At 35.6% G+C, this 23,821-nt stretch carries 18 protein-coding genes; 12 read left to right on the top strand and 6 right to left on the bottom strand.

Annotated features, from left to right (window positions below):
- Nucleotides 1–3 precede the first annotated feature (3 nt).
- A complete protein-coding gene (locus tag ACOQO1_RS04900) occupies nt 4–1,197 on the bottom strand; it encodes a DUF4249 domain-containing protein (protein WP_420601744.1) in 1,194 nt (397 codons plus the stop codon).
- Nucleotides 1,198–1,382: 185 nt separating this feature from the next.
- On the opposite strand from ACOQO1_RS04900, the gene ACOQO1_RS04895 reads away from it, so the two are divergent.
- Nucleotides 1,383–3,464, top strand: coding sequence for a lipocalin family protein (locus ACOQO1_RS04895; RefSeq protein ID WP_420601743.1), 2,082 nt, complete (start codon nt 1,383–1,385; stop codon nt 3,462–3,464).
- 277 nt (nt 3,465–3,741) lie between these two features.
- On the top strand, nt 3,742–3,915 hold the full coding sequence (locus ACOQO1_RS04890; RefSeq protein WP_420601742.1) for a hypothetical protein: 174 nt from the start codon (nt 3,742–3,744) through the stop codon (nt 3,913–3,915).
- Nucleotides 3,916–3,948: 33 nt separating this feature from the next.
- Here ACOQO1_RS04890 and ACOQO1_RS04885 read toward each other — a convergent pair whose 3' ends face one another.
- Both ACOQO1_RS04885 and ACOQO1_RS04880 read right to left on the bottom strand, forming a co-directional pair.
- On the bottom strand, nt 3,949–4,614 hold the full coding sequence (locus tag ACOQO1_RS04885) for a phosphatase PAP2 family protein (RefSeq protein WP_420601741.1): 666 nt from the start codon (nt 4,612–4,614) through the stop codon (nt 3,949–3,951).
- Between the two features lie 300 nt (nt 4,615–4,914).
- Nucleotides 4,915–7,272 carry a TonB-dependent receptor domain-containing protein gene (locus ACOQO1_RS04880; RefSeq protein WP_420601740.1) on the bottom strand — a complete coding sequence of 786 codons (2,358 nt, stop codon included), beginning with the start codon at nt 7,270–7,272 and terminating at the stop codon, nt 4,915–4,917.
- Nucleotides 7,273–7,491: 219 nt separating this feature from the next.
- On the opposite strand from ACOQO1_RS04880, the gene ACOQO1_RS04875 reads away from it, so the two are divergent.
- From ACOQO1_RS04875 to ACOQO1_RS04855, 5 genes are all read left to right on the top strand, one after another.
- Nucleotides 7,492–8,553: a sensor histidine kinase gene (locus ACOQO1_RS04875; RefSeq protein ID WP_420601739.1), complete on the top strand. Its 1,062-nt coding sequence runs from the start codon at nt 7,492–7,494 to the stop codon at nt 8,551–8,553.
- Entirely contained in the window at nt 8,544–9,290 is a 747-nt protein-coding gene (locus ACOQO1_RS04870; protein WP_420601738.1) for a LytR/AlgR family response regulator transcription factor, read from the top strand. The genes ACOQO1_RS04875 and ACOQO1_RS04870 overlap by 10 nt, the downstream gene beginning before the upstream one ends.
- A gap of 476 nt (nt 9,291–9,766) precedes the next feature.
- Nucleotides 9,767–10,861, top strand: coding sequence for a carboxypeptidase-like regulatory domain-containing protein (locus tag ACOQO1_RS04865; protein ID WP_420601737.1), 1,095 nt, complete (start codon nt 9,767–9,769; stop codon nt 10,859–10,861).
- 21 nt (nt 10,862–10,882) lie between these two features.
- Nucleotides 10,883–11,935 (top strand): hypothetical protein, encoded by a 1,053-nt coding sequence (locus tag ACOQO1_RS04860; protein WP_420601736.1) that lies wholly within the window; start codon nt 10,883–10,885, stop codon nt 11,933–11,935.
- A gap of 333 nt (nt 11,936–12,268) precedes the next feature.
- The gene (locus tag ACOQO1_RS04855) at nt 12,269–13,105 is read left to right on the top strand and encodes a tyrosine-type recombinase/integrase (RefSeq protein WP_420601735.1); all 837 of its coding nucleotides are present in this window, start codon (nt 12,269–12,271) and stop codon (nt 13,103–13,105) included.
- 27 nt (nt 13,106–13,132) lie between these two features.
- On the opposite strand, the gene ACOQO1_RS04850 is transcribed toward ACOQO1_RS04855, so the two are convergent.
- Nucleotides 13,133–13,357: a hypothetical protein gene (locus tag ACOQO1_RS04850; RefSeq protein WP_420601734.1), complete on the bottom strand. Its 225-nt coding sequence runs from the start codon at nt 13,355–13,357 to the stop codon at nt 13,133–13,135.
- Nucleotides 13,358–13,550: 193 nt separating this feature from the next.
- Here ACOQO1_RS04850 and ACOQO1_RS04845 point away from each other — a divergent pair, with 193 nt between their 5' ends.
- From ACOQO1_RS04845 to ACOQO1_RS04835, 3 genes are all read left to right on the top strand, one after another.
- On the top strand, nt 13,551–13,763 hold the full coding sequence (locus ACOQO1_RS04845) for a helix-turn-helix transcriptional regulator (RefSeq protein WP_420601733.1): 213 nt from the start codon (nt 13,551–13,553) through the stop codon (nt 13,761–13,763).
- A 197-nt stretch (nt 13,764–13,960) separates the two neighbouring features.
- Nucleotides 13,961–18,637 (top strand): AAA family ATPase, encoded by a 4,677-nt coding sequence (locus ACOQO1_RS04840; RefSeq protein WP_420601732.1) that lies wholly within the window; start codon nt 13,961–13,963, stop codon nt 18,635–18,637.
- A 5-nt stretch (nt 18,638–18,642) separates the two neighbouring features.
- Nucleotides 18,643–19,308: a DUF3226 domain-containing protein gene (locus tag ACOQO1_RS04835; protein WP_420601731.1), complete on the top strand. Its 666-nt coding sequence runs from the start codon at nt 18,643–18,645 to the stop codon at nt 19,306–19,308.
- A 908-nt stretch (nt 19,309–20,216) separates the two neighbouring features.
- Here the strand turns inward: ACOQO1_RS04835 and ACOQO1_RS04830 are convergent.
- Entirely contained in the window at nt 20,217–21,368 is a 1,152-nt protein-coding gene (locus tag ACOQO1_RS04830; protein WP_420601730.1) for a helix-turn-helix domain-containing protein, read from the bottom strand.
- A 148-nt stretch (nt 21,369–21,516) separates the two neighbouring features.
- Between ACOQO1_RS04830 and ACOQO1_RS04825 the strand changes: the two genes are divergently transcribed.
- Entirely contained in the window at nt 21,517–21,921 is a 405-nt protein-coding gene (locus ACOQO1_RS04825; RefSeq protein WP_420601729.1) for a hypothetical protein, read from the top strand.
- An 8-nt stretch (nt 21,922–21,929) separates the two neighbouring features.
- On the top strand, nt 21,930–22,802 hold the full coding sequence (locus ACOQO1_RS04820; RefSeq protein WP_420601728.1) for a hypothetical protein: 873 nt from the start codon (nt 21,930–21,932) through the stop codon (nt 22,800–22,802).
- A gap of 134 nt (nt 22,803–22,936) precedes the next feature.
- Here the strand turns inward: ACOQO1_RS04820 and ACOQO1_RS04815 are convergent, their stop codons facing one another.
- Nucleotides 22,937–23,731 (bottom strand): hypothetical protein, encoded by a 795-nt coding sequence (locus tag ACOQO1_RS04815; protein WP_420601727.1) that lies wholly within the window; start codon nt 23,729–23,731, stop codon nt 22,937–22,939.
- Nucleotides 23,732–23,821: the final 90 nt, after the last annotated feature.

Here is a 23,821-nt window from a genome sequence, read left to right as displayed (position 1 = left end):
AAATTATTCTTCCCAGAAACCTGGAACAACATTACTGCCCAAAGCCGTACAATCTCCACAAGGCCTTGGTTGAACGTAGTAGAGAACCTCCCCAAGGCTAATATTCTGTATGCCAGCAAGACTTATTAATTGATCCCTAACCGCTATGGCCAAGGCAGATTTGTCCAAAACCAGTGTCCTCTTACATTCATCAATAAAGGGCGGTAATGGTTCATTTGGAAAAAAATCTTCATAGCTGAAAAATATTCTTTTCTTTGATACCGATGATACCTCAAAAAAACCTACGACCCTTTCATTTGAATCATCTTCCGGAAAGATGTTCCCAATTATAAATCCAGGTTGGGCCTGAGAAAATATACTTTCCAATTCTGAAAAAGCCTTTAGTCTATCATAAAATTCATAGGCTTCCCTACTCAATACATACTGACTCACCAATATGCTATAACGATGGGAAATGATGAAATTATCCTTGCTCAAGAACCTAACGGTAAAACCGGTTACCCTATCTTCTGTAGCATTTTTAGTATTAGTCAATATTATATTATTGGATGCTTCCGTTGCAAAGCATACCCTCTTCTCTTCGGTATGTAGTTCATCTGAAATGGCCAAGGGGTTTTCATTTACAACCACCAATTCCCATGGGTACCACTCTGGAGCTATTATTTTATATGTCTCTGTGTACTTGTACCTAAAATACGTGGAGTTTCCTGTTGGATCAAAACTATCAACCTTAATATCAATACCTTGCAAACCACTGTCCGTTTGCGTAAACTCCGCGTAAACACTATCGATTTGGGTTTCCTGTTGCAACTCTACAGAGTTAGAGCGATACCTTTTTCCATTAGAAGAAGTAATCCTCAGCTCATATAGATTATTGGCTTGGGCAGCGAAAGCCATATCCGAAACATACTTCCCTGGTTCCACTTCAGAAAAGGAAAATTCTTGTTGATCCTCCATCACAATCTTTAGTTGAGCAGATTGTTCCGGAATCGGGTCTTCGATGTCAGATTGGGAGGATCTACTCAGCAAAATCTCGTGGTATTTGTGTTCATCGGTAATCGAAGCATCAACTACGAGTACACTGTCAGAGTTTGTGATATCAATAGCTAGCGGTTCCGTACAGCCATATGAAAGTACCGCGGTAAAAAAAAATGGCCTTAGATCAAATCTTCCTTTATTTTGACTGAAAAGCTTCATACATCGAAGATTAAAATTACAGATTATATTCTTGTGCAAGTGAATCCTTTGCAGCAAGAAGGAAGATAGTAGAGATTAATGTGTATGGAAAGGGATGGTTAGCTGTTAAAATCGACGTGTCATCTTTTTTGTACAATTATTACAAGAAAATGATGTTCCTTTATAGGAATTAATCAACTTGGATTTTGAAACGAATAAAATTAAAAAAGCGCTTTTACTACGTTATTCTAGTTTTGACTATTGGCTGTTCAGAAAACGATATAGACCATGGAAATATTGATAATTTTTACAGTGGTGCAGATAGTTCAGCATCCGAGGGTCAATTAAAAGGAATTTGGTCAATCTTTAGTGCTGAATTCGATGGGGAACGGACTGATGTTCCTGCAAATTATTCTGAATGTAACAGAGACTTTTTTGTGTATTCGGAAAATGGAACCTATAGTGAATATATATATCAAAGTGGTGATTGTAGACCACAAATTGACAGGCTTGACTGGAGTCTGGATGGTGGAGTTGTTACTCTAAGTAATTCTTTCGGTCAATCTGACGATGTAGTAATCACAAAGCTCGGTTCACAAGAATTGGTATTTAAATCAAGATTTGATGTTGACCAGGATGGTGAATTAGATGTATTGATTCTTTTTGCAAGAAGATATGAACCTACTGATGTAGATTTCTATTCACAAACCTTCAATAGAAACTATGATGACGAATTTGAAAACTTAATTAGCTTTAATTGGGATGCATATAACGGTGCAAATATGTTTAATAGGTATGAAATCTTCCGAAGCGAAAACTGCTCAAAAAACAATGCGGAATTAATAGCTACGATTACTGATGCTGACCAAAATCAATATACTGACATAAATCCTCCACCAAGGGAAGAACTATGTTACTTTATTAGAATTTATGTTAATAATGAACTGCTTGGTGAAAGCCTGCAACAATCAATCTCGCCACAATCGTTAAAGGTGCCAACTGTAAACTTAGCACCTCCAACGGTACAAGACAGTCAAATTATGCTTAATTGGGAGCCTTATAAAGGAGAGTATTTCTCACATTACTTAATTACCGTTAACAATAGGGAGCCTGGTTGGACCCTCGATGACCAAGAAGTAGTACTTGCGGAAATAACAGATAAAAGTGTGGTCACTTTTACAGATGAAACTCCTCCATATTTTTCAAATCCAGTATATGCCGTAAAAACAATAAACATTTTTGGAACAGTAAGTTTTACGAGTCCTGATTACGCTAATAGCAGTCAAGAAGTAGAGTTTATAAGAGAAGAAATGCTTGGTTTGCTAAATATTGAGTTCGTAACCATAGATAAGGAAGAACCTATTATTTATTTTTATGGACGCGAATTGAATGCAGTACCTCCAACGTCCAACATCCTTAAATTTAATTATGAAACACAGAGAACCGAGGCGGTTTCCAATAACAGACCTACAACTTCGTTTGGCGCGAATATGAAGTTAATAAACTCAAGTTTTGGAAAAGAATTGCTTGTTGAGCAAGGTGATGAACTCTATGTTTATGACGCTTTTAGTCTTGAATTCAAATCTGCATTAACTGATGAAAACGTATTTTACTCTATTGACGATTTCACCTTTCTTGGTGATGATTTGTTTATGTTTATCAATACTTCCGAGGTTTTTACATTTCGTAGAGAAACCGATAGATTGGTTTTCTTGGATAGGCAGCCACATACCATAGAAAATGGAAACTCTTCTGGCTTTCAGGTTATATCAATAGGCAACAACCAAGTAATAGCAGGCCATTTCAATTCCTCTACCAGTCTTTTATACGCTATAGATGAAAATGGTTTAATATTAAGTGACCCACAAGTTCTTGATGTACGTTATGCATCTGATTATAGAGATGAAACCTTATATAATCAAACTAGTGAATTTATTCTTAATACCACTGAAAAACAATTATATTCCACTCAAACTTTTGACGTGATCGAAACTTTGACACAACCTAACTTCCCCTCAGGAACCAGTATAGATGGAAATTTAATTTTAGGAAGCAACAATGATCCGGAATGGCCAATAGAACAAGGTAGCTTACATAAAAAAGAGGCTGTGATACTAGATCGGACTACGGGAGAAATTGAAACTTTACCAACAATTGGATATCCTCATATCGTTTTTGAAGATGCGAATGGAAAAATAATAAGTATCTCTAGCGGACTAAAAAGAGATAGGTTAACTGATTTTACAGACCGAGCCGAAATTTTTGTAGAGATTATTGATTCTCCATAATACAACTAGTTTTCTAAGAGATATTTTGTAAGTGGCAATTTAAAAAGTGTAATATGCAAAATCTCGATATCGGATAAATTACTGTAAATCAATTTATAATTTCCATGCCAGTGATATTTTAAAATGTACACAAAACAACTCAAAAAAGAGATGATAAAATAAAAAGTACAATTCCTACTCAGGTATCCGATCCGCCCCAAATTTGCTCATGGCTTCGTTTTAAACCTCTGTTAAACAAAGTAATAATTGTTAACACTTTGTAATCTTGAACGAAAATATGGTCGCCATAACTAGTAACTTAGATTCGTTGGGCAATACGTTTTATGTGCAACAATGTCCAATGGCGAACAACAATAAAGGAGCTGTTTGGTTAAGTACAGAAAATGAGATTCGAAATCCTTATTATGGTGATGCAATGCTGAAATGTGGGAGTGTTCTAGAAGTCCTATAAGTAAATTTTGGAAAAATATGGGTCATCAACTCTTTAAAACCTAATGGCCAAATAAAGTCCGGCACCAGTATAATCAAAGTTAGGCGCGATTACCAGTTTTTCCGAATTTTTAAAAGGGTTCCAAGTAAAGAGATAGTCAAAATGGTATACCAGTTTGGTTACTGCCATTCCCACTGCCGACCCCAATATTACATCAGAGAACCAATGTTTGTTTTTCGCCATGCGTAGATAAGCGGTGGTCAACGCAAATGCATAGCCGGAATAAGCCAGCAAAGGCTCAGTATTTTTAAACTCTTCATAAAGAATTGTTGCACTTGCAAAGGCCAAGGAAGTATGTCCGGAGGGAAAAGCTTCATTGTTGGCACCATTGGGGCGCTCTTTATCAATATTAACCTTTAAGCTTGTTGTAATAAGTTGTGTAAGTAAAAGTGAAAAGGCGGCATTTTTGGTTTGGTCAAACCAATGGTTTTCTGCTTTTATACCCAAACCATCTGCTATGTACATTCCAGCTAATGGGGCAAACCGAATATAGTCATCAATATTGGTGGAAAGATTCCTGTTTACTTTAGGCTGAAGCTCCATTTCAAAACTGCTGTTATTAAATACTAAAGCTGTTCCAGTAAGCAATCCAGGAACCACTAGTTTTTTTAATAAGGAAGATTGTCCGTGAATTTTTGGGCTTCCCGTGAGAGAATCCACAGGTGGACTGTTTTGGCCAAAACTACTGGATGAATACCAGGTAAAAACCAATATAATGATTAGATACTTGCCTGAACCACTGAAAAGGTTATCCTTTAACAATATGAAATCTAGTTTTCCAATAATGATTTTTATTTTGTTAAGTTAACAATCATTCGATAATGTTAGTTGTACTTTTTAATTACCATTTACATTATCTAATGAAACACCTCCGCATAGCCTTTCCTGATTAGGGCTTCAGCAACTGCTAAAGGATAGGTTTTGCTATTTCGCCTTGTTTACTCTACCCTTTATTTAGGTTTATAAAAAACGGTCCTTTTTAATGTTGCTATTTCGTTTTTTTCTGGAAACCGAAGAAAGTTTTCCTCCCAAACGATAGGAGAGTCCAAAGAAAACTTGTTGGGTATCCCTCAAAAATTGCCCCTCTTGAAAAACCGTTCTATAAGTTTCAAAGGCAAAGCGCTGGGTACCAAATACATCATTGGCGTTTATGCTTAGACTTCCTTTTCCATTGGCAAAATTGTATCGTAGGCCCATATTCATATAATAATTGGGTTTTAACTCATATTGTAGAATTTCTTGTCTGCCGCTGTAAAATCCAAATAGTGCTGCCGTAATATGCTTACTTAAGATAAAATTGTGGCTCCATTTAAGGTTGGCCAATGTGTTTTGCACAGTGACTTCTTCACCTTCTATGTTACCTCTTTGCTGTCTGGTATAGAGTTCCATATTGACATTTGTACGCCACCAGTTGGCAAATCTAAGATTGCCGCCCACTTCAATTCCGTAAGCATCATTGCTGTCAAAATTGTCATAGCTCAATCGTAAAAGGTTGGGGTCGTCTTGGTCAAATATGCCAATGCGGTTGATTTCATCCTGAACCCTTCTGTAAAATACACTTGAGCTAATACTCCCTTTATTAAATCGATATAAATAATTGGCCTCTACACTGTTGCTGAACTGCGGACGCAACTCAAAATTACCAGTCACCAAAACTTGCGGTGTAGTGGTTTGTCTTATAGGGTTTACTTGTCTAAAAGATGGACGTTCAATCCTGCGGCCATAGCTTAACTGATATTGATGGGGACTTTCTTCGGAAGGTTTATAGCTCACAAAAACTGAAGGGAACGCATTGAAAAGTTCCTGATTAAAAAGCTGAACGGAAGATTGTCCTTGATTAAAAGATGCATCCACGAGATAGTATTCAAAACGTGACCCCAGATTAAGATTGAATTTACCTAATGCAGTGGAATAAATCAGGTAGGAAGAATAGATGTCCCGGTTGTATTGAAAGACCGAGTTTTGTAGTTCAACATTGGTAGAAGAATAATCGTTTTCGATTCGGTTGACACGGCTTTCACCTCCCATTTCAAGCTTTGCTTTTTCACCCAATGGTAAACTGTAATCTAGATTCATGGTCAATACTGAACGGGTATCATCAATGGTTTCTATATAAGAAGGAACAGTAGTGTTTCCGTTAAAATCAAAATCGTTGGTCAAATCGCCATTAAAAAGGTCATAGTTGGCTTCTAGTTCCAGAAAATGAGCATCACCATCAATCAGCCATTTATAATCTGCATTATAGGTCTGGGTATGGTTGTCACGTATGAGCAAATCATTTAGGGCAAAATTCATTGAGGCATCATCTTCAAAGACCACATTTTTATCACCATCAATTTCTAAATTGTAGAAATTTTGATTGGTAAAAACGGAAAAAATGGTGTTTTTGAAAGGATAAAAGTCCACTCCTAACTTTATAACATTGGATTTTCTGTTGTAGGCGCTCCTGGTAATTTGATTGGAATTCAAATCAAAGCGGTTAAGCAACCCATCAATAATTTGGTCTCCAAAACCATTGTTGTATTCCAAATAGTAGTTGGTTTTTTTGGGTTTAAAATTGAGGGACAGACTACTACTATAGCGTTCTTCTTGGGCAATTATGGAGTTGGCACTAAAAGCCATGTTCCATCCTTCTTGTGCAGTTTTTTTCAATACAATGTTGATAATACCATTTAGACCATCCGGGTTGTACTTTGCTGAAGGGTTGGTAATCAGCTCTATTTTTTTAATGGAATTGGAAGGAATCTGTTGTAGCACTTCCGCTGGATTTTCTAAATTGCTCAGTTTGCCATCTACAAGAATCCGTACATTTTCGCTACCGCGAAACGAAAGGTTCCCATCAGAATTAATATTCACAGAGGGCAAATTGTTCATCAGGTCAATAGCAGATGGCCCCTGTGATATCAAGTCTTTGCCCACGTTCACTACTTTGCGGTCCAAGCGTTGCTCTATGGTGGATTTTTGGGAGGTTATGGTGACTCCCTCCAAGCGTTCAGCACTTTCAGAAAGATAAAGAACAGGAAGATTTATAATTTCATCTCCTTTTATCGAAATTGTGGTTTTCTTTGATGCAAAACCAATAAACTCAATTTCCAATACATATGTACCAGCAGCTAATTCGATGAGTTTAAATTTTCCTTCGTTATCAGTAATGGTTCCAGAAATTATAGCTTCCTCCTGCGTTTTAAGTACTACACTTGCAAAAGCCAAAGGTTGGTTGTTTCCTTGATCCAGGACCTGCCCGGAGATAGTACCGTTAAGTTGTCCAAACAGTGTGCCTCCTATGAGTAAGGAAGCATAAAAAAGAGTTTTCCGCACGATTATGTTTTTTTGATTTTTGCCAAATCTAATTGAGGAAATCATGCAGAATTTTAAACGTGGATGAAGCACTGTTCATGGCCCACCAAAAGCCAATTTTTAGTGATAATTTATATTTGGAGGGTAAAAACAACTCTTTGTATGCCAGAAACCTGTTTTCGTCCACTACTTCATCGTTTCATTAATAATTAAGGTTATTTTGGCTAAATTTCAATTGATATGGATTTTGGAATAAAACCGATGAGCATAAAACGGGAAGCATTGCTCCACCTTCTTTTTTGGAGTTGTGTTTTTGTGTTTTCTTCGGCAAGTGCAAGCTGGTATTATGCAGATACTTGGGAACTTGCAGAAGTATATGGTTTTCGAACTTTACTTCAGATGGTGATGGCCTATGCCATTATTGGGTTTCTTGTGCCCAAAGTCCTCAATAAAAGAGGGAACGTAGTATTTTCAATTTCTGTTTTACTATTGTTTGCCCTGATTCATGCCCTGTGCACATTGTACCTGGTGGAATATCTGGTGCCAACCTATCCTTCTTCGTATGAAACATTCCTGAAACGTTTTGATGCCCCTACCTTCAGGAGCATTTATTTTAACTTCAACCAGTTCTTTTCAAAATCCTTGTATTATGCCTATCCTTGTGTCATTTTAATGGCCGTCTTATTTTATAGAGAAAGGCAACAGCTTTTGGAGCTTCATGAAAAGAAGAGAGAGGCCGAGTTATATGCTTTAAAGAACCAATTGAACCCACATTTTTTGTTCAATACCTTGAACAGTCTGTATTTGCTTGCGTTAAAAAAATCGGACAAAACAGTTCGTGTCATTGAGAACCTTTCGCACATCTTGGATTATATGCTGTACCGATGTGATAAAAAATATGTTCAGCTTAAGGATGAACTTTTGTTGATCAATAAATATATTGAGCTGGAACAGATCCGGTATGGCAAAAGAGTAAATGTCATTTTTGATGAATCCATCACCGGAAATGAGGAAATTGCCCCTCTTTTGTTCCTCACTTTTGTTGAAAACGCATTTAAACATGGAGTTTCGCAGGAGGTCGATACTGCAACAATTCAGATTCAAGTAGAAAATAAAGAGGATAATTTATTTTTTAGATTGAGAAACACTAAACCGAAAGTTTCGGTAGAGGCATCTGGGCGTAGAAATTTGGGATTGTCCAATGTTAAGAAGCAATTGGAGCTATTGTACCCTAATAAGCATCGTTTAAACATTATAGAAAAATCTAACACCTACTTAACGGAACTGGAGCTATGTCTGTGACCTATACTTGTTTGATTATTGACGATGAACCTTTGGCACAGGAGCTTATTGAAGAACATGTTTCCCGAATACCTGAGCTAAAGATTGTTGGCCGATGCAATGATGCCATGCAAGCTTCTTCCATACTTGCCAAGCAACATGTAGATTTGTTGTTTTTGGATATTAACATGCCAGTGATGAAGGGGATTGATTTTTTTAAAAATCTGATCAACAAACCCCAAGTTATCTTCACTACTGCTTATCGGGAATATGCCTTGGAAGGGTTTGAGGTAAGTGCTTTGGATTATCTGTTGAAACCAATAACTTTTGAACGCTTTTTCTTGGCCGTCCAGAAATTCTTTAAAGCAGTGGAAAAAAGAGAACCCATTTTTGTGGACAAAGTAAAGGGGGAGAAGGTAGGAGAAATTATTTTTGTGAGCCAAGGTCACCGAAAAATCAAAGTGGATCTAAACGAGGTAAGGTATATTGAAAGCTTTAAGGATTATATTAACATTCATATTACGAATACGGAAATAAGGATTAAGGAAAATATTGGTGTGTTTCAAAAAAAACTGGGCCAAAGTTTTTTGAGAATACATCGGTCCTATATTGTTAACTCAGTATATGTAACCGGCTATACAAAACATGATGTGGAAATGGAAGAACATGAACTTCCAATAGGCTCAAGCTATCAGGAAAAGGTTTTAGGTTTTTTTGAAAATAAATACTTTTCCCAGCAAAGGAGACATAGCGACTGATTAACTGATTATAGGAACACAGGTTTGTAACTAAAATGCCTGTGCATCATCTTTCGTGTAAAACAAAATGTACTATAATGTTCTTGCGTTATGTAACTTGAGCTTTGGTTAAAGCGAAAGTTTGCACTACGCTTCCTAAAAAATTTCTTCTCTAAAACTTCTTTAAAAAGGTAATGGAACACTTTTTACACTGACCGCAAGGGTAGGGGAATGGGTGTGGAATGACTTAAAACCTAAATTGTTGATAAAAATTGTCAAAAACAACCTGAAATAGCAGAAAACCCCCAGAATTTCTAAGGTTTTTCTACAATGAGTTTTTGCGCTCATTTTCTATATTGTATGCACTCCAAGTTATTGACTTCCTACAACTTACTTCCCCCGCACAAATACCCATTATTGGGTATTGAACCCATGTTTTTTGGAATATAAGTTTACTGAGCGACCAGTCTATTACAATAACCAATAATAATTCTAACATGAAAAAAAAACTACAATTTAGTCTAGCCTTTGTATTATTATTTATTTCCACATCCATTTTTGCACAAAACAATATTGATTTTAGTGGCACTGTTGTCGGACCTGACCAATTGCCAATTGTTGGAGCAAGCGTACTTGTCGAGGGAAAGACCGAGGGAGTTCAAACTGACTTTGACGGTAATTTTACCCTAACAGACATTCCCGATGATTCCGTGCTTATCATTTCTTATGTTGGATACGTGACAGAAAAAATTGAAGTTGCCGATTTGCTAAATAAGAATTTGACAACTATTAAATTAGGAGGTACTACTAATCCCGGTGGAGGAGGTGGAAGTAGTATTTCGATGTTAAATTACTGGGTAGGTGCTAAGGTAGGGTACAATTTTATTGGCGACTCTGATGATAACTTTTTTGTGGGAAATGCTGCAGTTTCCATAAATCTATTGAATTTGGAGAGTGAAGGAAAAGATCGTTCAGAAAAGCGGGCAGAAGTCCAGCAAAAAAGGGGTAAAAGAAAACCTTTAGATCAATTTGGGATAATTGGGAATATTGGAAATTTCAGATTTAAAGAAAGTGGTGACAATGCAGACGATTTAAAAAAAATAGCACAGTCAATTAATGGTATCTCAGTTGGTCTTGGTTTTACGCATCAATTTGATGAACTCCAAGATGATGAGAATTTAGTTCAATCTGCGTGGAGATGGTTCGCTAGGGCCGGCGCACGTTACACAAGTTTTGAAGATGTCGGCGAAGAAAATGAGACAGTAAATTTCGCACAGTTTGTATCAAATATTGGATTTGAGTGGGAACTTTATGGTTTTAAAAACGGAGGAGCTCTTTCTCTATCTACTGGTGTTTCCTTGTATTTGTTTGACGACAATTTGTACAACAAAGTCTTTGAAGAAGACAAAAGCTCGTTAACTACTTTGGACATTAATTTAACGTTGCCTTTCAGCAAGACAATTGGATTATATACAAACGGAACATTTGCTCCTGACACATCGGCTGCTTTCTTAATGGGAATCATAATTCGGCCAGAACTGAGCAAAAATGATGATGACGATGATGATGATGATGATGATGATGATGAGTAATAATTAGTGTAATTAAGAATTATGAAATCGAATAAGATACTCTTAGTCTTTTTATTAACAGCTCAATTACTATTTGCACAGGTTAATGATTCCATTACAGGCGATAAAAACGTCTTTAAAGAATACTATCCAATACATATCAAACCAAGCATAGGGTATGCTTCAAATATGACATCACTTGAAGACATACTTTTTGAAGCCAGACCTGTTGTTAACTATAGTATCCATAACAATATGATGCGGGTTATGCAAAAATATAAGCGTAAGCCGAGTAATGCTGTTTACTTTTCTTTCCAACCACATTTAAGAATGTATTCGGAAAATTCCTTTCCCGTGAAAATGCCATCATACAAAATTTTATTAGGTTGGCAAAGACTCTATAAGACACCTCGTCATAACTTTTTTGCTTGGGCAATTGAATCTGGACATTATTCAAATGGTCAATCTGGTTGTCCTTTTTTAGTAGGCGAAGAGGCTGAATCCGAAGCCTGCGAAGAGTTTTTGCGCTCAGTGGGACCAAATGCTGATTTAACCGCTTTGTTGAATCGTCGAAACGCTAATTTTTCAACAAATACAACCAAAATTACATTGAATTACAGGTTTAATAACTTATACCAGAGAAAAGGAAGAAAAACAGAATTGTCAATCCCCTATAAAGTACACTCGGTTATCCTAGGGTGGGAATTATTTCACAATAATCTTCTTGGGCTAATCGACATCGGTGGTTATACAGACTTTGATATAAATATTTATGGAAGAAACCGGTTTACTGTTGGCTATGAATTTATCCATACATACAAAAGTCGATTTCGGTATGCCTTTAAGCAAGAGCTCGTTTTAATAGATAAAGCACATAACCATGTAGAAAGGTTAAGAAGTGTTACCTCGTTCACTCTATACCCATTCCGAAAAGCAAGAGAAATAGGTTTTTTTATCAATTACATATATGGTCATGACGATTACAACTACAGGCTGGTTGATTCCGGAAATCAGTTTGGTGCAGGTGTAAATTGGGACTGGTTTGCACCATTTGAGATTCGGCGTGTTAGAAAAATTAATAAGAATATACTATAATCTATACTTAGACAAATATGCAGAATAAAGAAAATAACAAATGATTCTATTTGTTTTGATTGTAATAGATTTTCATAATAGCCTCTTTGAGTTCCATTAAAACATGAGAAATAGTTTGCCTCTCAAATTCTGAAAATGACTCTTCAGGTAAATAATGAAACATATAAAACAGCTTGGTTAAGCCATTCTGATAGTGATACTTTAATACTCGTTTATACTTTAAGCGAAATGTTTTTCTTATAAAAATCTCTATCTTAAAGGAAGTAAATAATAATTAGACTTTAATATGAAAAAAAAGTATATCTAGGCACAGATGCTGAAATGATTGAAAGTATGTATAAACATCTTTCTTTTCGCAATTACAGCAAACACACGGTAAGCAATTACATCAAAGAAATGAACCATATCTGCTGTCATTACGGATGTAGTCCAAGAGTTTTAAATCAGCGTCAAATACAAGATTACCTCTATCTTCTTGTTTCCAATAAAAAATTTGGGCCTAATAAAGTAGCGGTTGCAATAGCTAGTTTTACTTATTTCTATCATAACATTGCTAAAACTCCTGAAAAGATAAAGCTACTCCGAAGTCCAAGAATTCCAGATAGGGTGCCATTTGTTCTTTCCCCACAACAGGTTTACCAATTTATTGAATCATTATCTACGCTTAGGGATAAAGTAATTGTTCAAATGTTGTATTCCACCGGAATTAGAGCGGGGGAGTGTGTTGGCCTAAAAAGGCAAGATATACACCCTAGCCGTATGGTGATACGAGTAGTAAAAGGAAAAGGGCAAAAAGACCGTTACGTTCCACTTAGCCCAATGCTGTTTGGACAATTGGAACAATATTACAAACAATATGACCCTAAAGATTATATTTTTTACGGCAGGAGTAAAGAGGAACCAATGAATAGAATAACGGTTAATCGAGTTATTTGGAAGGCAAATTTTATTCTAAAAACCAAGGAAAAGATTACACCTCATACATTCAGACATTCGTTTGCTACTATGCTAACCGAGGAAGGAGAAAACTTGTTTACGATACAAAAGATATTAGGACATAAAAGTATTAATTCGACCTTCCGATATATAAAAGCATCTAAAACGAAACTGAAATCATGTATAAATCCGTTAGATAAGATATACAGTGAAAATATTGAATCTAAACCCTAGAAAATGTGTATGGAATGGCTAGCGTGACTAATTATCTTTTTTGTTTAAATAAATCTCCATAACCGCCTCTTTAAGCTCCATTAAAACATGACAGCAATTTTGTCTTTCCAAATCTGAAAAGGTGTCCATAGGGATAAAGTGAAACATAAAAATAGTCTTGTCCAAGCTTTGCGTAAAGGAAAGAAGATCACCTTCATGGCATTTTTCTATATAGGTTGAAATAGGGGATAGGTTAAGTTTTTTTGCATTCATAAAGTCAGTTATTTGATTGTTGAAAAAACCACAAATGAGCTATTTAATATCGTTTATCTATTAATTAATTACTTAAAACGATATAAATATAAATTAAAACAGTTCAATTTAGTCGTTTAAAGTTATTAATAAAATGCAGATAAGAAAACTAAGTTTGTGTAAAATGCTATGCATTTAACGTAAAACGATTCAAATGAGCACCAAAAAGCCGATTAATAGAATTAGAGTTGTTCTTGCAGAACAGGATAGAACTAATAAATGGTTGGCTGAAAGAGTAGGGAAGAGCAGAACTACAGTTTCCCGATGGTGTACCAATGATATGCAACCATCTCTTGAAACGCTACGTGATATATCTGAAGCTTTGAGTGTGGATATTCGAGAACTTTTGGTGTCGACAAAAAAATAAAGTTAGTATTTTTTCCTTTTACGGTTTTTTCTTCTGAAAACTCAATAAATCCAAGGTAATATTATCCATATTATAGAGGTGCAATTTATAAAAGGTTAATAGTCTTAATAACTCTGTTAAAAAAAAATATGCTAATAACCCATATAAACTTTTACAAGCATTAAATTACTAGGTTATACTCAATCTTTGAATTTAATATGTTAAGATTTCATTATTGCAAGCAATATCAAAAAAAAGTTAACGGTCAAGTGCCGCAGGTTGAGAACAAATTCAATGAGCTAAGCAACAGAAATAGGCTGGTTAACTCTGGTACCGTACGGGATTACGGTAATGGTCTTTATACTCTGACTATTAACTCCATTTCTGCCAAGATAATAATTCAGTTGAAAGAAATAGAAGGTGAAGATGTCTATTTCGTTAGAGATTATATTGTAAGCAAAGATCGAGGGTTTTTATACAATACATATTACTATCCAGAATTAAAATCTGGTAGATATTTGGAGTCAAATCCTATTCCTGATGAGGAAATACAAACTTATCTCGATAATCGAAAAGCTGAGGAGGCCATTGCTATGCGGAAAAAAAATGAGCCCTCACCACCCCCTAAGGAAATGCTATCATGGCTGTCCGAATATAAGCTTAACATTAAGTATGACATTTTTGAAACTCAAGATTGGGTTAAATACGCATTAAGTGAATCTGACGCAGTTAAAATGCGAGATAGAGACGTCAAACTCTTTTCCGAATTACTCAGTAAAGTGGTATACGAGGAGTTTATCAGCGATGAGATTGTTCTTGAAAATGGATTAAAAATATTTATTGCTAAATCTGAAACGGTTGGTGTTTTATTTTCTAAGTTATCCGTGGGTAATACCCCTCGTTATATCTTGCATAATGGTGCTCATCTAAAGACACAACTTGAACATTGGGAAGAATCCATTCAAAAACTAAAACAGAAGAATCCAAGTTACGAGAATAATATTGAAAGTTTAGCCCGATATTCATTTAGAGCGTATCCTAAATGGACTCTTAAAAATGATGAATTATGGTTTGTGATTCAAAAAAATAACGAAGTAAGCAATCTTTCACTAACTGAAGATCAGTTGATTTTCTTCAAGGATTTTCAATTTCCCTATTATATAAACGGCCAAGCAGGTAGTGGTAAATCAACAATGTTATATTATCTATTTGCTAATGGTTTTTATTATAAATGTCTTGACCAAATAAAAGGAGATTTGATTTTTCTTACTGAAAATGAATACCTCTTAGAACAAACTCAAAAATCAGTTTTTGATTTACTGAGTAATAATCCTGAATTTGAAGGAGTTACAGGGAATCATCTTTCTGATTTAAACGATCACTTTTCCTCTTTTAAAGAATTTCTATTCAATTTGGTTCCGAAAGAAGACAAGGGCTTATTTGTAGAAGATAAATATTTGAATTTTTCGAAATTCAAAGAACTATATGAGAGTTCCTATCTAAAAGATAGTATTAAAAGAAAGTATACTGCTGAAGAATGTTGGTTTACAATTAGGACTTACATATATGGTTATGATAGTAGCAAAAATATAACAAGTAACGACTATTTGAATATTGTGTACACCAAGTCTCAAAGAATACCTCTTGATAAGTTTAAGGGTATAGAAGAAAGTGTATTGCCTTTTTATGAAAGATTGATAAACGAGGAAAGTTATTGGGATAGATTAAGCGTAATAAAACATCTTGAGAAAAATAAAAGTAGAATACCAAGATATGATTTGGTTATCTGTGATGAAGCTCAGGATTTCTGTAGAGTTGAACTACGTTTCATCTTGAACTTATCATCTTATCTAGAATATGATTTAAGTAAATGTGACCAAATCCCGATAATCTTTGCAGGCGACCCAAATCAAACTGTAAATCCTACGGGATTTAGAGAACGAGAAATGACCGAAATGCTTCACACTGAGCTTAAATCATTGGCAAATTTTGATTATAAAAAGGAAGATAGTGTTTATAACCCAAAATATAATTACAGGTCAAAGCAACCTGTTGTGACTCTTGCAAACTTTATTCAATATTATCGAAAGAAAAACTTAGAGATACGACTTGTTAGACCCCAAATACCAAAGAGGCCAGATGATATGCCTCATCCAGAACCAAATCTTTTTTTTAGTGAAAGTAAATTACTCGATAACATTAAATTAAGCGAAGACCTATTAGAAAAGATTCAATATAAAATATTCATTGTGCCTGTAGACACAACAGAGAAAGACAATTACTGTGAAAATAGCAAATTGTTAAGCCTGGTGGAAGATGCAGAAATAAAGACATCGGTCGAAGCGAAAGGAGCAGAATACAAACAGATTGTCCTATATGGTTTTGGAGAATATTATCTCAAACTTTTCGAGGACTTAGGTGGCGAGCAAGGGGCAAATAATGATGAATTCAAGCAAAGCTATTTCTTTAATAAACTATATGTAGGAATTACTCGTGCGCAAAAAGAACTAATAATCATCGACAGCGACAGGGCCAAGGGTCAGTTTTGGGAACAACTGGTTAATTCAGCAGAAATAGATGGAGATTATTGGAGCATCTTAAATGAATACAAGGAACAAGCTATTGAGTATAATCCAGATTCGGTTAGTAGCGTTTTAAAAAGTAACAAAGAGGATGCTAAGTTCAATGCTGAGCAGGATAAACTTCAAGGGACTTATGATAAAAATTCGTCTAGACTGATTGTAGCGGCAAATCAGTTTTATAAAATCGGAGAATTAAACGAATATTATTTCTGTAGAGCTTTGGCGGCTGAATATAAAGGGAACTGGAAAAATGCAGCTGAGTTCTACATAAAAGCTGAGGGTAGCAAAAATGTAGAACATGCTGCTCGATGCTATTTTAATGGGCAACATTTCAACGAATTGGAGAATTATGCTGGCTCTAAATTGAAGAGTATTAATCAGGATGTTAGATTAATAATTTCCAGATTTATGACTGAAAATAAGCTTGAAATTAATGAAATCAAAAAGCTAAATAACAACCGAGAATTACTTCGGATTATTTTGGATAATATCACCTGGCGAGGATTATTTATTGATAAGTTGGTACAATTTCCGATTGCCGATAACAAAACCAATGAAATTCGCGAATTTGCCGAAATCCTTAATAATATTGCCAATAGCACCGATGAAGAACTTTGGGGTATAATAGGTAATCTTTTTTATAAAGTCCATAGTTATAAAAAAGCAACTAAAGCTTGGGAAAGAGTTGGTAATATTGATTCAGAAAAGTATATACTGGCGAAGATTGAAATTTCTAAAGACGAAGGAAACAAAATCAACGAGCTAGTCTGGTTAGGCCGACTTGGTAAATTCTACGAAGATGGACTAAGGCGCGAGAAAATTGAAAACGAAATAATAAATATATATTTAAGCAACGTTGATATTTCTGAAGATTCAAAGATGTATCATTTGATTGCATATGAATCAATCTTAACCCAAAAACCAAATCGGGAAGTACATTTGTTGGGAGAGAGAGTGGAAAAGAGTTTCCAGGATGAAATGGAATTAATCTTGGAGAGTTATAAGACACTACTATTGGAAAATAGGCTTGCAACCAAGGTTAAAGACTACGTCTCGAAACGTTATCTAAAATGTGGTTATATAGAATTCTTGAACCAAGGATTTGAATTAGAAGTTGCCTATAAGAAAATACTAATTGATTACAATGATATAGTTCAAAATAACACTTTGAACTTAAAAAAATACGATTTAGAAGGTGTTAAAGAAATTAGCAGCGTCCCATCAAAAATCCTATTTGACCCACCAAAGCACTTCAAAAATTTAAGAGTTAAAAGCTTTCGACAATTTGAAGAACTCGAATTTAAAAATTTAGGGCAATACAACCTTATTGTTGGTGACAACAATGTTGGAAAAACATCTCTTCTTGAGTTACTACTTTTTTCTGCTGACACTAAAATATATTTTAGAGATTTAGCATATGCTTATAAAGAAAGGTTAAATCTACCTAGACAACAGAACAGTATTACCACTGAATCATCCTATAATATTACAAGTACCTACATTGACGATTTTCTGTGTAGCAAATCAGGGGCTAAATCCGTGGAGTATTTGATTTGGGATGATTCGGATAAATGGGAGTATTCTTTTGGTAGATTGACTGACGAAAAGCTAAAAGAATTACTAAAAGTAAATTTTGGAATCATTAATGACGATTTTATTGGTTTCTATGACAATGGTATGCTGGAGATTGTTGAAATCAAGAATATTTTAGAAACATTAAAGCCATCCGAATCAACCAAGAGCTCATTAATACCTTATGGCAAAGGGTTTTCTTTAGATTTAGCACAAGTATATTTTGATAATATTGATAAGTTCAAAAATATTCGGAATGAGTTCATAAAAAATATGAAAGTATTCATACCTGATATTGAAAGAATAATTGTAGATACAGAGAATGGAGACATAATTATTGAAGAATCAAGCTCGGAGTATGGACATAAACTATATGAATTTGGAGAGGGAGCAAATAAGCTGTTCAGGATTCTTGTTCAGATTACTTTACATAAGGACAACAAATTATTGATAGATGAGATTGATGCAGGCATACATCACTCTAGGTTTTTAGAGTTTTGGAAGATTATACTTGTTTTTGCAGAAATAAATAATACTCAAATATTTGCGACCACCCATAATCTTGAATGTATTAAACATTTTGATGCCCTTCTTGAAAAGGAAGGCTTTCAAAACTTACAGGATAAGTCCAGAGTGATAACATTGAAACAATTACCCAACAATTCAATAAAGGCATATGTTAGATTATACAATGAGTTTAATTATGAATTAGGGAACGATTTTGAATTGCGAGGAGAGTAATTGTTATGGCTAAGTATATTATTTTTCTTGAAGGGTGTTCAGATGCGGTTTTTTTCAACAACTTGATATTTAGTCTTTTACCTCAAGGAGCGAAACCATTTACGGATCTTAAAAAGTTCAAAAAAGGTGTTCTTATCGAAATTTGTGAGAATCCCTCTATAAGTTTATTCGTTTCAGGTGGGTGTGCTCATATTCGTAACTATAATGTCAAAATATCAGAGTATATAGATTCAGGTTATAAAGTAATTCTTATTCAAGACGCTGATAGTTCTTTAAAGGATGCTGTATTAGGAGGTGTTAAAAAAAGAAATCAATTTTTAGAAAGCATAAAGGAAGAATTTGAGATTAATTTTGATGTTTTTTTACTTCCAAACAACAAAGATGATGGAGATTTAGAGGACATGTTATTGCAAATTGCTGATATAAAAAAATATAGCACTTTTTATAAAAACTATAAAGGTTATTCTTGTGAGGTAGAGAATTTTAGTTGTAAAGAACATGCAAGTGAATTATTGCAAAAGAAGTATTTGATTTTTAATTATTGTCAAGTATATACTGGTATGAAAGAGTCCAATGAAAAAAACAGAAATTATTTAAGTGAATATTGGGACTTAAATCATAACGTTCTTACTCCAGTTAAAGAGTTTCTAGTAGAGAAGTTAAATTTGTAAGTATAGGTCTAGGATGAGGGCCTGGAAGAAAATGCGGGCCGGCGAGGGTGTGAATTTGTGGCTTACACGACAGCGCAATTGCCCTGGGCTTTGTGTAGGGGCGTAGCCCAAATAGCGAAGCTATTAAGACACAAAGGGAGCGTGGAAGCATATTTTCTTCTTGATTTTTTGTTTCTTTTTCATCAAGGAAAAAGAAAGGAAATAACAACCCAAATACAATTTCTATTTTACATAATATTATAAGCGTCAAAGAAAATGGCTTAATCAGAGGAGGATGTTAGCAAGTGCTTAGAAATTTATGTTCTGCTAAATTTTAAGCTTTTGCGACAAGCTGATGTAAAGCCCGTGAAATTTTTCTTCTCAAAATTTTCAATTGAACCAAAGGTTTCAATAAAAACGAAAAGTTGAGCTTTTAATGGCGCTGGCCAAGTGGCTGAGAATTGCGTATAAAAATAAATGCAAGGGCATTTACTTTTTATGAAAGCAATGTGCTGTTGGCCGAGCGGCTATTTTACATAGCGACTGATTATAGATACAAATGAATTGACGCGGCGTAGCCGACCGCTTAAAGAAAGTTTCATGACCCCGTTGAGATTTCGCTACAAGACACAAACACGAGGGATATTTTACATAATGAGGAATTATAGCTTACGAATGGCTGACCACAAACTCTTTAAAAGTTTCAAAAGAATATTTTTGGCTGGTTTTTTAATGTGAACGTGATTGATTGTAATATGGTTAAAATTGCAATTATAGTATACGGAATGTTTCATATGGGTTTGATTATTCTACTAAAATAAGAAACTCCTGGCATTTGTACTATAATTGACATTATGTAAAATAGAATGTTTTGGCACCATCTTTTCTCCAACCATTTCACTCCTTTTCTTTTATATGTATTATAACAATTAAGCACTAGCCTCTGAGGTAGATTTTAAAAATTCTGAAGGCGTAATACCGGAATGTTTTTTGAATACCTTATTAAACGTATTCTTATTACTGAAGCCTGAATCATATGCGACGGCCAATATGGTAAGATGTCGATATGCTGGATTGGTCAATCGTGATCGCACTTCTTTATATCTGTACTCACTTAAAAATTCATAAAAACTTTTTCCCAATTCCACATTCAATACCTGCGATATCAAATATTTGGGCTTATTCAGGTCTTTGGAAAGTTTGGACAGGGATAGTTCATGATCCAAATACGGCTTTTCAGCTTCCATATACGAAACAATCTCCGAGAGGTGTTTTTTTAAATCAGCCTCCACAAGCTTTGAGCTCTTGTATTTTACCTTGGTAATGCCCAAGAAAACTTCGGTAAAGGCTTTATTACTCTTGATGGCAAGGAAAACCAAGAGATTAATCGCCAATGCGCAACAAAACATGGTAAGGTAATATGCCCTAATATCAATATACCCTTTTTGAAAATACCAGAGCAAAGCCAAAAAATCAACCAGCCAAAATATGAGGAATCCGACCGCGAATTTCCTTAACCACTTCAATTTGTTAGCTGAGGCCCTGTCCAGTATGCCAAGAGATTTTTTGGAAAGCAGTCGCAACGCAACAACCACATAAATGAAGCTCTGTATTATCTGAGCTACTGTAAATACCTGGGTTCCCAGGTCAAAATCCTGACCATTTGGCTGTATTTGGGCCTGTAGCAATACAATCTTTATATCTCCCGATTGCACAAAAAATGGAAGCATGAATACAATCGCCACTAAAAATGGCAAAGCATGCAAGAGATTAGAGAGCTTGAGGGACAATTGATCCTCTACAGTGGATTTTATATAATAAAGGAATAAAGGTCCTATCAGAAATAGCAAAGGAAGGCTCAGGTGCGCAGCATGTGGTATTATGGTGTAAAGGTTTGAATTGATTACCAGATAGTTCAACAAGTTCAAACAGACGATCATAATAAGCGAAACCAAGAAATAGCTTGATTTCTTTCCGGTAAATCCCATTAGCAACACAACGCTTAAAAACAAGCCTTGCAATAGTCCAAAGATTAGAAGTACCGACCAAGCGTCAAATGATATGTCCGCTAAATCTCCCATGTTCAAAAATAAGCTGTTCCAAATACAAATTTACTGTCTTCCCTCCCATTGTTGAAAATAGACCTGTAAAATGGGTCACTCTCAATTTACAAATACGATATTGCCCCGTAGTTGCCTTAACCTTGTTCAACAAACAAATAAGAACAATATGGAAGGTTTAACATTATTGAGAACAGCGCTCAAAGCCAATGGCTTTTTCTCATTGGCCACAGCTTTACTCACCATGGTATTGGGTAGTTCGGTCATCGCCATCAATGAAATGGCCAATGGTCTACCCGTTGTGTTTTCAGCTCAGCTGTTCATTTTTGGAGCTGTGGTTCTGATTGCGGCCTATCGGAAAAGGGTTCCCACTATTTTGGTATGGATAATTATCGTCCTGGACATTTTGTATGTGTTGCTAGGGTTTTACAATCTGTCTGTTGTAGCCTCCGGAATTAGTACAAGCGGTTCACTATTGATCATTACAACAAATTTGATCGTTGCGGTATTTGCAATTTTCCAGACCATTGGGATAGTTAGATATCAAAAAACCTTGAAACTGACCTCTAAATAGATGATTATATGAGACACAGCACTTGGAATGTTTTGATTTTTTGCTTCTTCTTTCAATATCTCGTTACTGCCCAAATACCTTCCGGACCAGTAGACATTAGGCCGGAAGAGCTCATGAGTATGGGAGATGGCAGCCCCACGGGGATTTCGAACAGGGAGCAAAAGGGAAGACTGCTTTTACATGCATCTTCAGATGCTCATGGATGGCAAAAGAGAAAATCAAGTGTCATTTCTGCAAAATATGTTGATGATTGGTCGATGGCCCCGGAACCGCTTCAAGTGTTCAACAACTGGCCCCATTTGAAACAAGAATTGCAACATGATTTTCTGTCCTTCCGGTTGGGATATTCAAAAACCAGATTGCTCAATGGTCCTGCCAAAGGCGAAGTCTGGGGTATTGACAACAATGTGCCGTACAAAATAATACATGGGAAGGTAGACAAGATAGACGACCCCAACATGATACCCGCTCTGGTTGGAAAGGAGTACTTTATACAGTTGCCCTATTGGATACAGAAGATTCCTATAGCTGTTTATGTAAAGGATACCGTACTTCATGATAAAACCTATCATTTGGTTTTTGGCACCTGGAAATCATTGGAAGCCAATGCTGAATATGATCAGTATATTTTTTGGATAAATAAAAAGACCAAGCTTTTAGAGATTGTACAATACACGGTAAGAGTGGTAGATTCCAACGCGGTTGGATTTGTTGTCTTTGATGATTTCAGGGATATTGATGGGACAGTGATTCCCTTCGTTCATCGATTGGGGTATTTGCCAACACCCGATGGATTGATCCATGAAATGCGATTTGAGTCCGTAGTTATGGATCCAAAAGGATTATTGGCCCAGGACATTATGGAGCTTCATAAAAAATGAGTAGTGGTTACCAATGCTATAACTTAATGTGCTCCCCTACTCTGTTAGTACTCCTATTGTTAAAAACAAGATTTTGGAAACAAAAAAAGCGTTGACCTAAATCAACGCTTTAATCAATATTTAAAGAAGAGCTCTTATAGGTCAATTTCTTCCATTGTACCGTCAGGGTAAGTCAATGTAGCGTCATCATCACATTCACCATCACCAAAGTCAACAGTGATGTTCAACCCATTTTTGGAAACAACCATACTTCCACCAACCAAATGCTCACAACCCAAACTACCTTGAAGGTCATCCTTGGTTTCTACGCTATATGTGTTGCCATCTGCGGTTATGGTCCAATTTCCTGCAATACTAAAAGTACTGTTCGCCAAACTATCGCCAAAAGAGAAACTAAAGGTCTTGGTACCTTTTTCGGTCACAACACTTTCGTCTTCCATTTCAACGGACATATCGCTGGTCACTGTAAAAGAAATGGTATTGTCATTTACGCTACTGGTCAAAGTATACTTTCTGGTACCACTTATTTTTATGGAACCTACATAAAAGTCGGTATAAGTTGCTGTAAAAGCTGTTGATTCATTACCAACTTCATAGGCTACCGTCAACGTACCGTTAATATTTTCGGTTCCGTTGAGCACACAATTATTGAAAGTGGCCACAAAACCAGTTTGTGAATATTCAGCAGAATAACATTCGTTGGATTTGTTGGTCGCCTTACCGGTCAAGGCACCATTTGCGAAGAGTTCGGCAAGGGCATTATCCACAACTCCGGCGGTCTCATCGGTATCCAAAATGGTCTTTAATTCACTTTGTGCCAGCTTTTGCTCACTGCCCAAGGCCTCCGCATCCTCACTACAGGATTGAAAGCACAGCACGGAAAGGCTTAAAAAAAGTAATTTGAAAGTTATTCTTGTAAGCTTGTTCATGGTATCTATTTTATGGGGTTACGTCGCAAAACTAACGTGAAATATTGGTGTTTAGTATGTGTTTCAACCTATTATCGACTAAGGGGTTAA

Origin of the sequence: Flagellimonas sp. (assembly GCF_965222555.1) — a bacterium.
Classification (GTDB): domain Bacteria; phylum Bacteroidota; class Bacteroidia; order Flavobacteriales; family Flavobacteriaceae; genus Flagellimonas.
This window is presented reverse-complemented; position numbering and strand designations above follow the sequence as displayed.

Coding starts and splice junctions, on each gene's coding strand:
- ACOQO1_RS04840 (WP_420601732.1), top strand. CDS start 13,961: ATGTTAAGATTTCATTATTGCAAGCAATATCAAAAAAAAGTTAACGGT.
- ACOQO1_RS04820 (WP_420601728.1), top strand. CDS start 21,930: ATGAGACACAGCACTTGGAATGTTTTGATTTTTTGCTTCTTCTTTCAA.
- ACOQO1_RS04865 (WP_420601737.1), top strand. CDS start 9,767: ATGAAAAAAAAACTACAATTTAGTCTAGCCTTTGTATTATTATTTATT.
- ACOQO1_RS04860 (WP_420601736.1), top strand. CDS start 10,883: ATGAAATCGAATAAGATACTCTTAGTCTTTTTATTAACAGCTCAATTA.
- ACOQO1_RS04870 (WP_420601738.1), top strand. CDS start 8,544: ATGTCTGTGACCTATACTTGTTTGATTATTGACGATGAACCTTTGGCA.
- ACOQO1_RS04815 (WP_420601727.1), bottom strand. CDS start 23,731: ATGAACAAGCTTACAAGAATAACTTTCAAATTACTTTTTTTAAGCCTT.
- ACOQO1_RS04890 (WP_420601742.1), top strand. CDS start 3,742: ATGGTCGCCATAACTAGTAACTTAGATTCGTTGGGCAATACGTTTTAT.
- ACOQO1_RS04850 (WP_420601734.1), bottom strand. CDS start 13,357: ATGAATGCAAAAAAACTTAACCTATCCCCTATTTCAACCTATATAGAA.
- ACOQO1_RS04855 (WP_420601735.1), top strand. CDS start 12,269: ATGTATAAACATCTTTCTTTTCGCAATTACAGCAAACACACGGTAAGC.
- ACOQO1_RS04900 (WP_420601744.1), bottom strand. CDS start 1,197: ATGAAGCTTTTCAGTCAAAATAAAGGAAGATTTGATCTAAGGCCATTT.
- ACOQO1_RS04830 (WP_420601730.1), bottom strand. CDS start 21,368: ATGGGAGATTTAGCGGACATATCATTTGACGCTTGGTCGGTACTTCTA.
- ACOQO1_RS04875 (WP_420601739.1), top strand. CDS start 7,492: ATGGATTTTGGAATAAAACCGATGAGCATAAAACGGGAAGCATTGCTC.
- ACOQO1_RS04825 (WP_420601729.1), top strand. CDS start 21,517: ATGGAAGGTTTAACATTATTGAGAACAGCGCTCAAAGCCAATGGCTTT.
- ACOQO1_RS04845 (WP_420601733.1), top strand. CDS start 13,551: ATGAGCACCAAAAAGCCGATTAATAGAATTAGAGTTGTTCTTGCAGAA.
- ACOQO1_RS04835 (WP_420601731.1), top strand. CDS start 18,643: ATGGCTAAGTATATTATTTTTCTTGAAGGGTGTTCAGATGCGGTTTTT.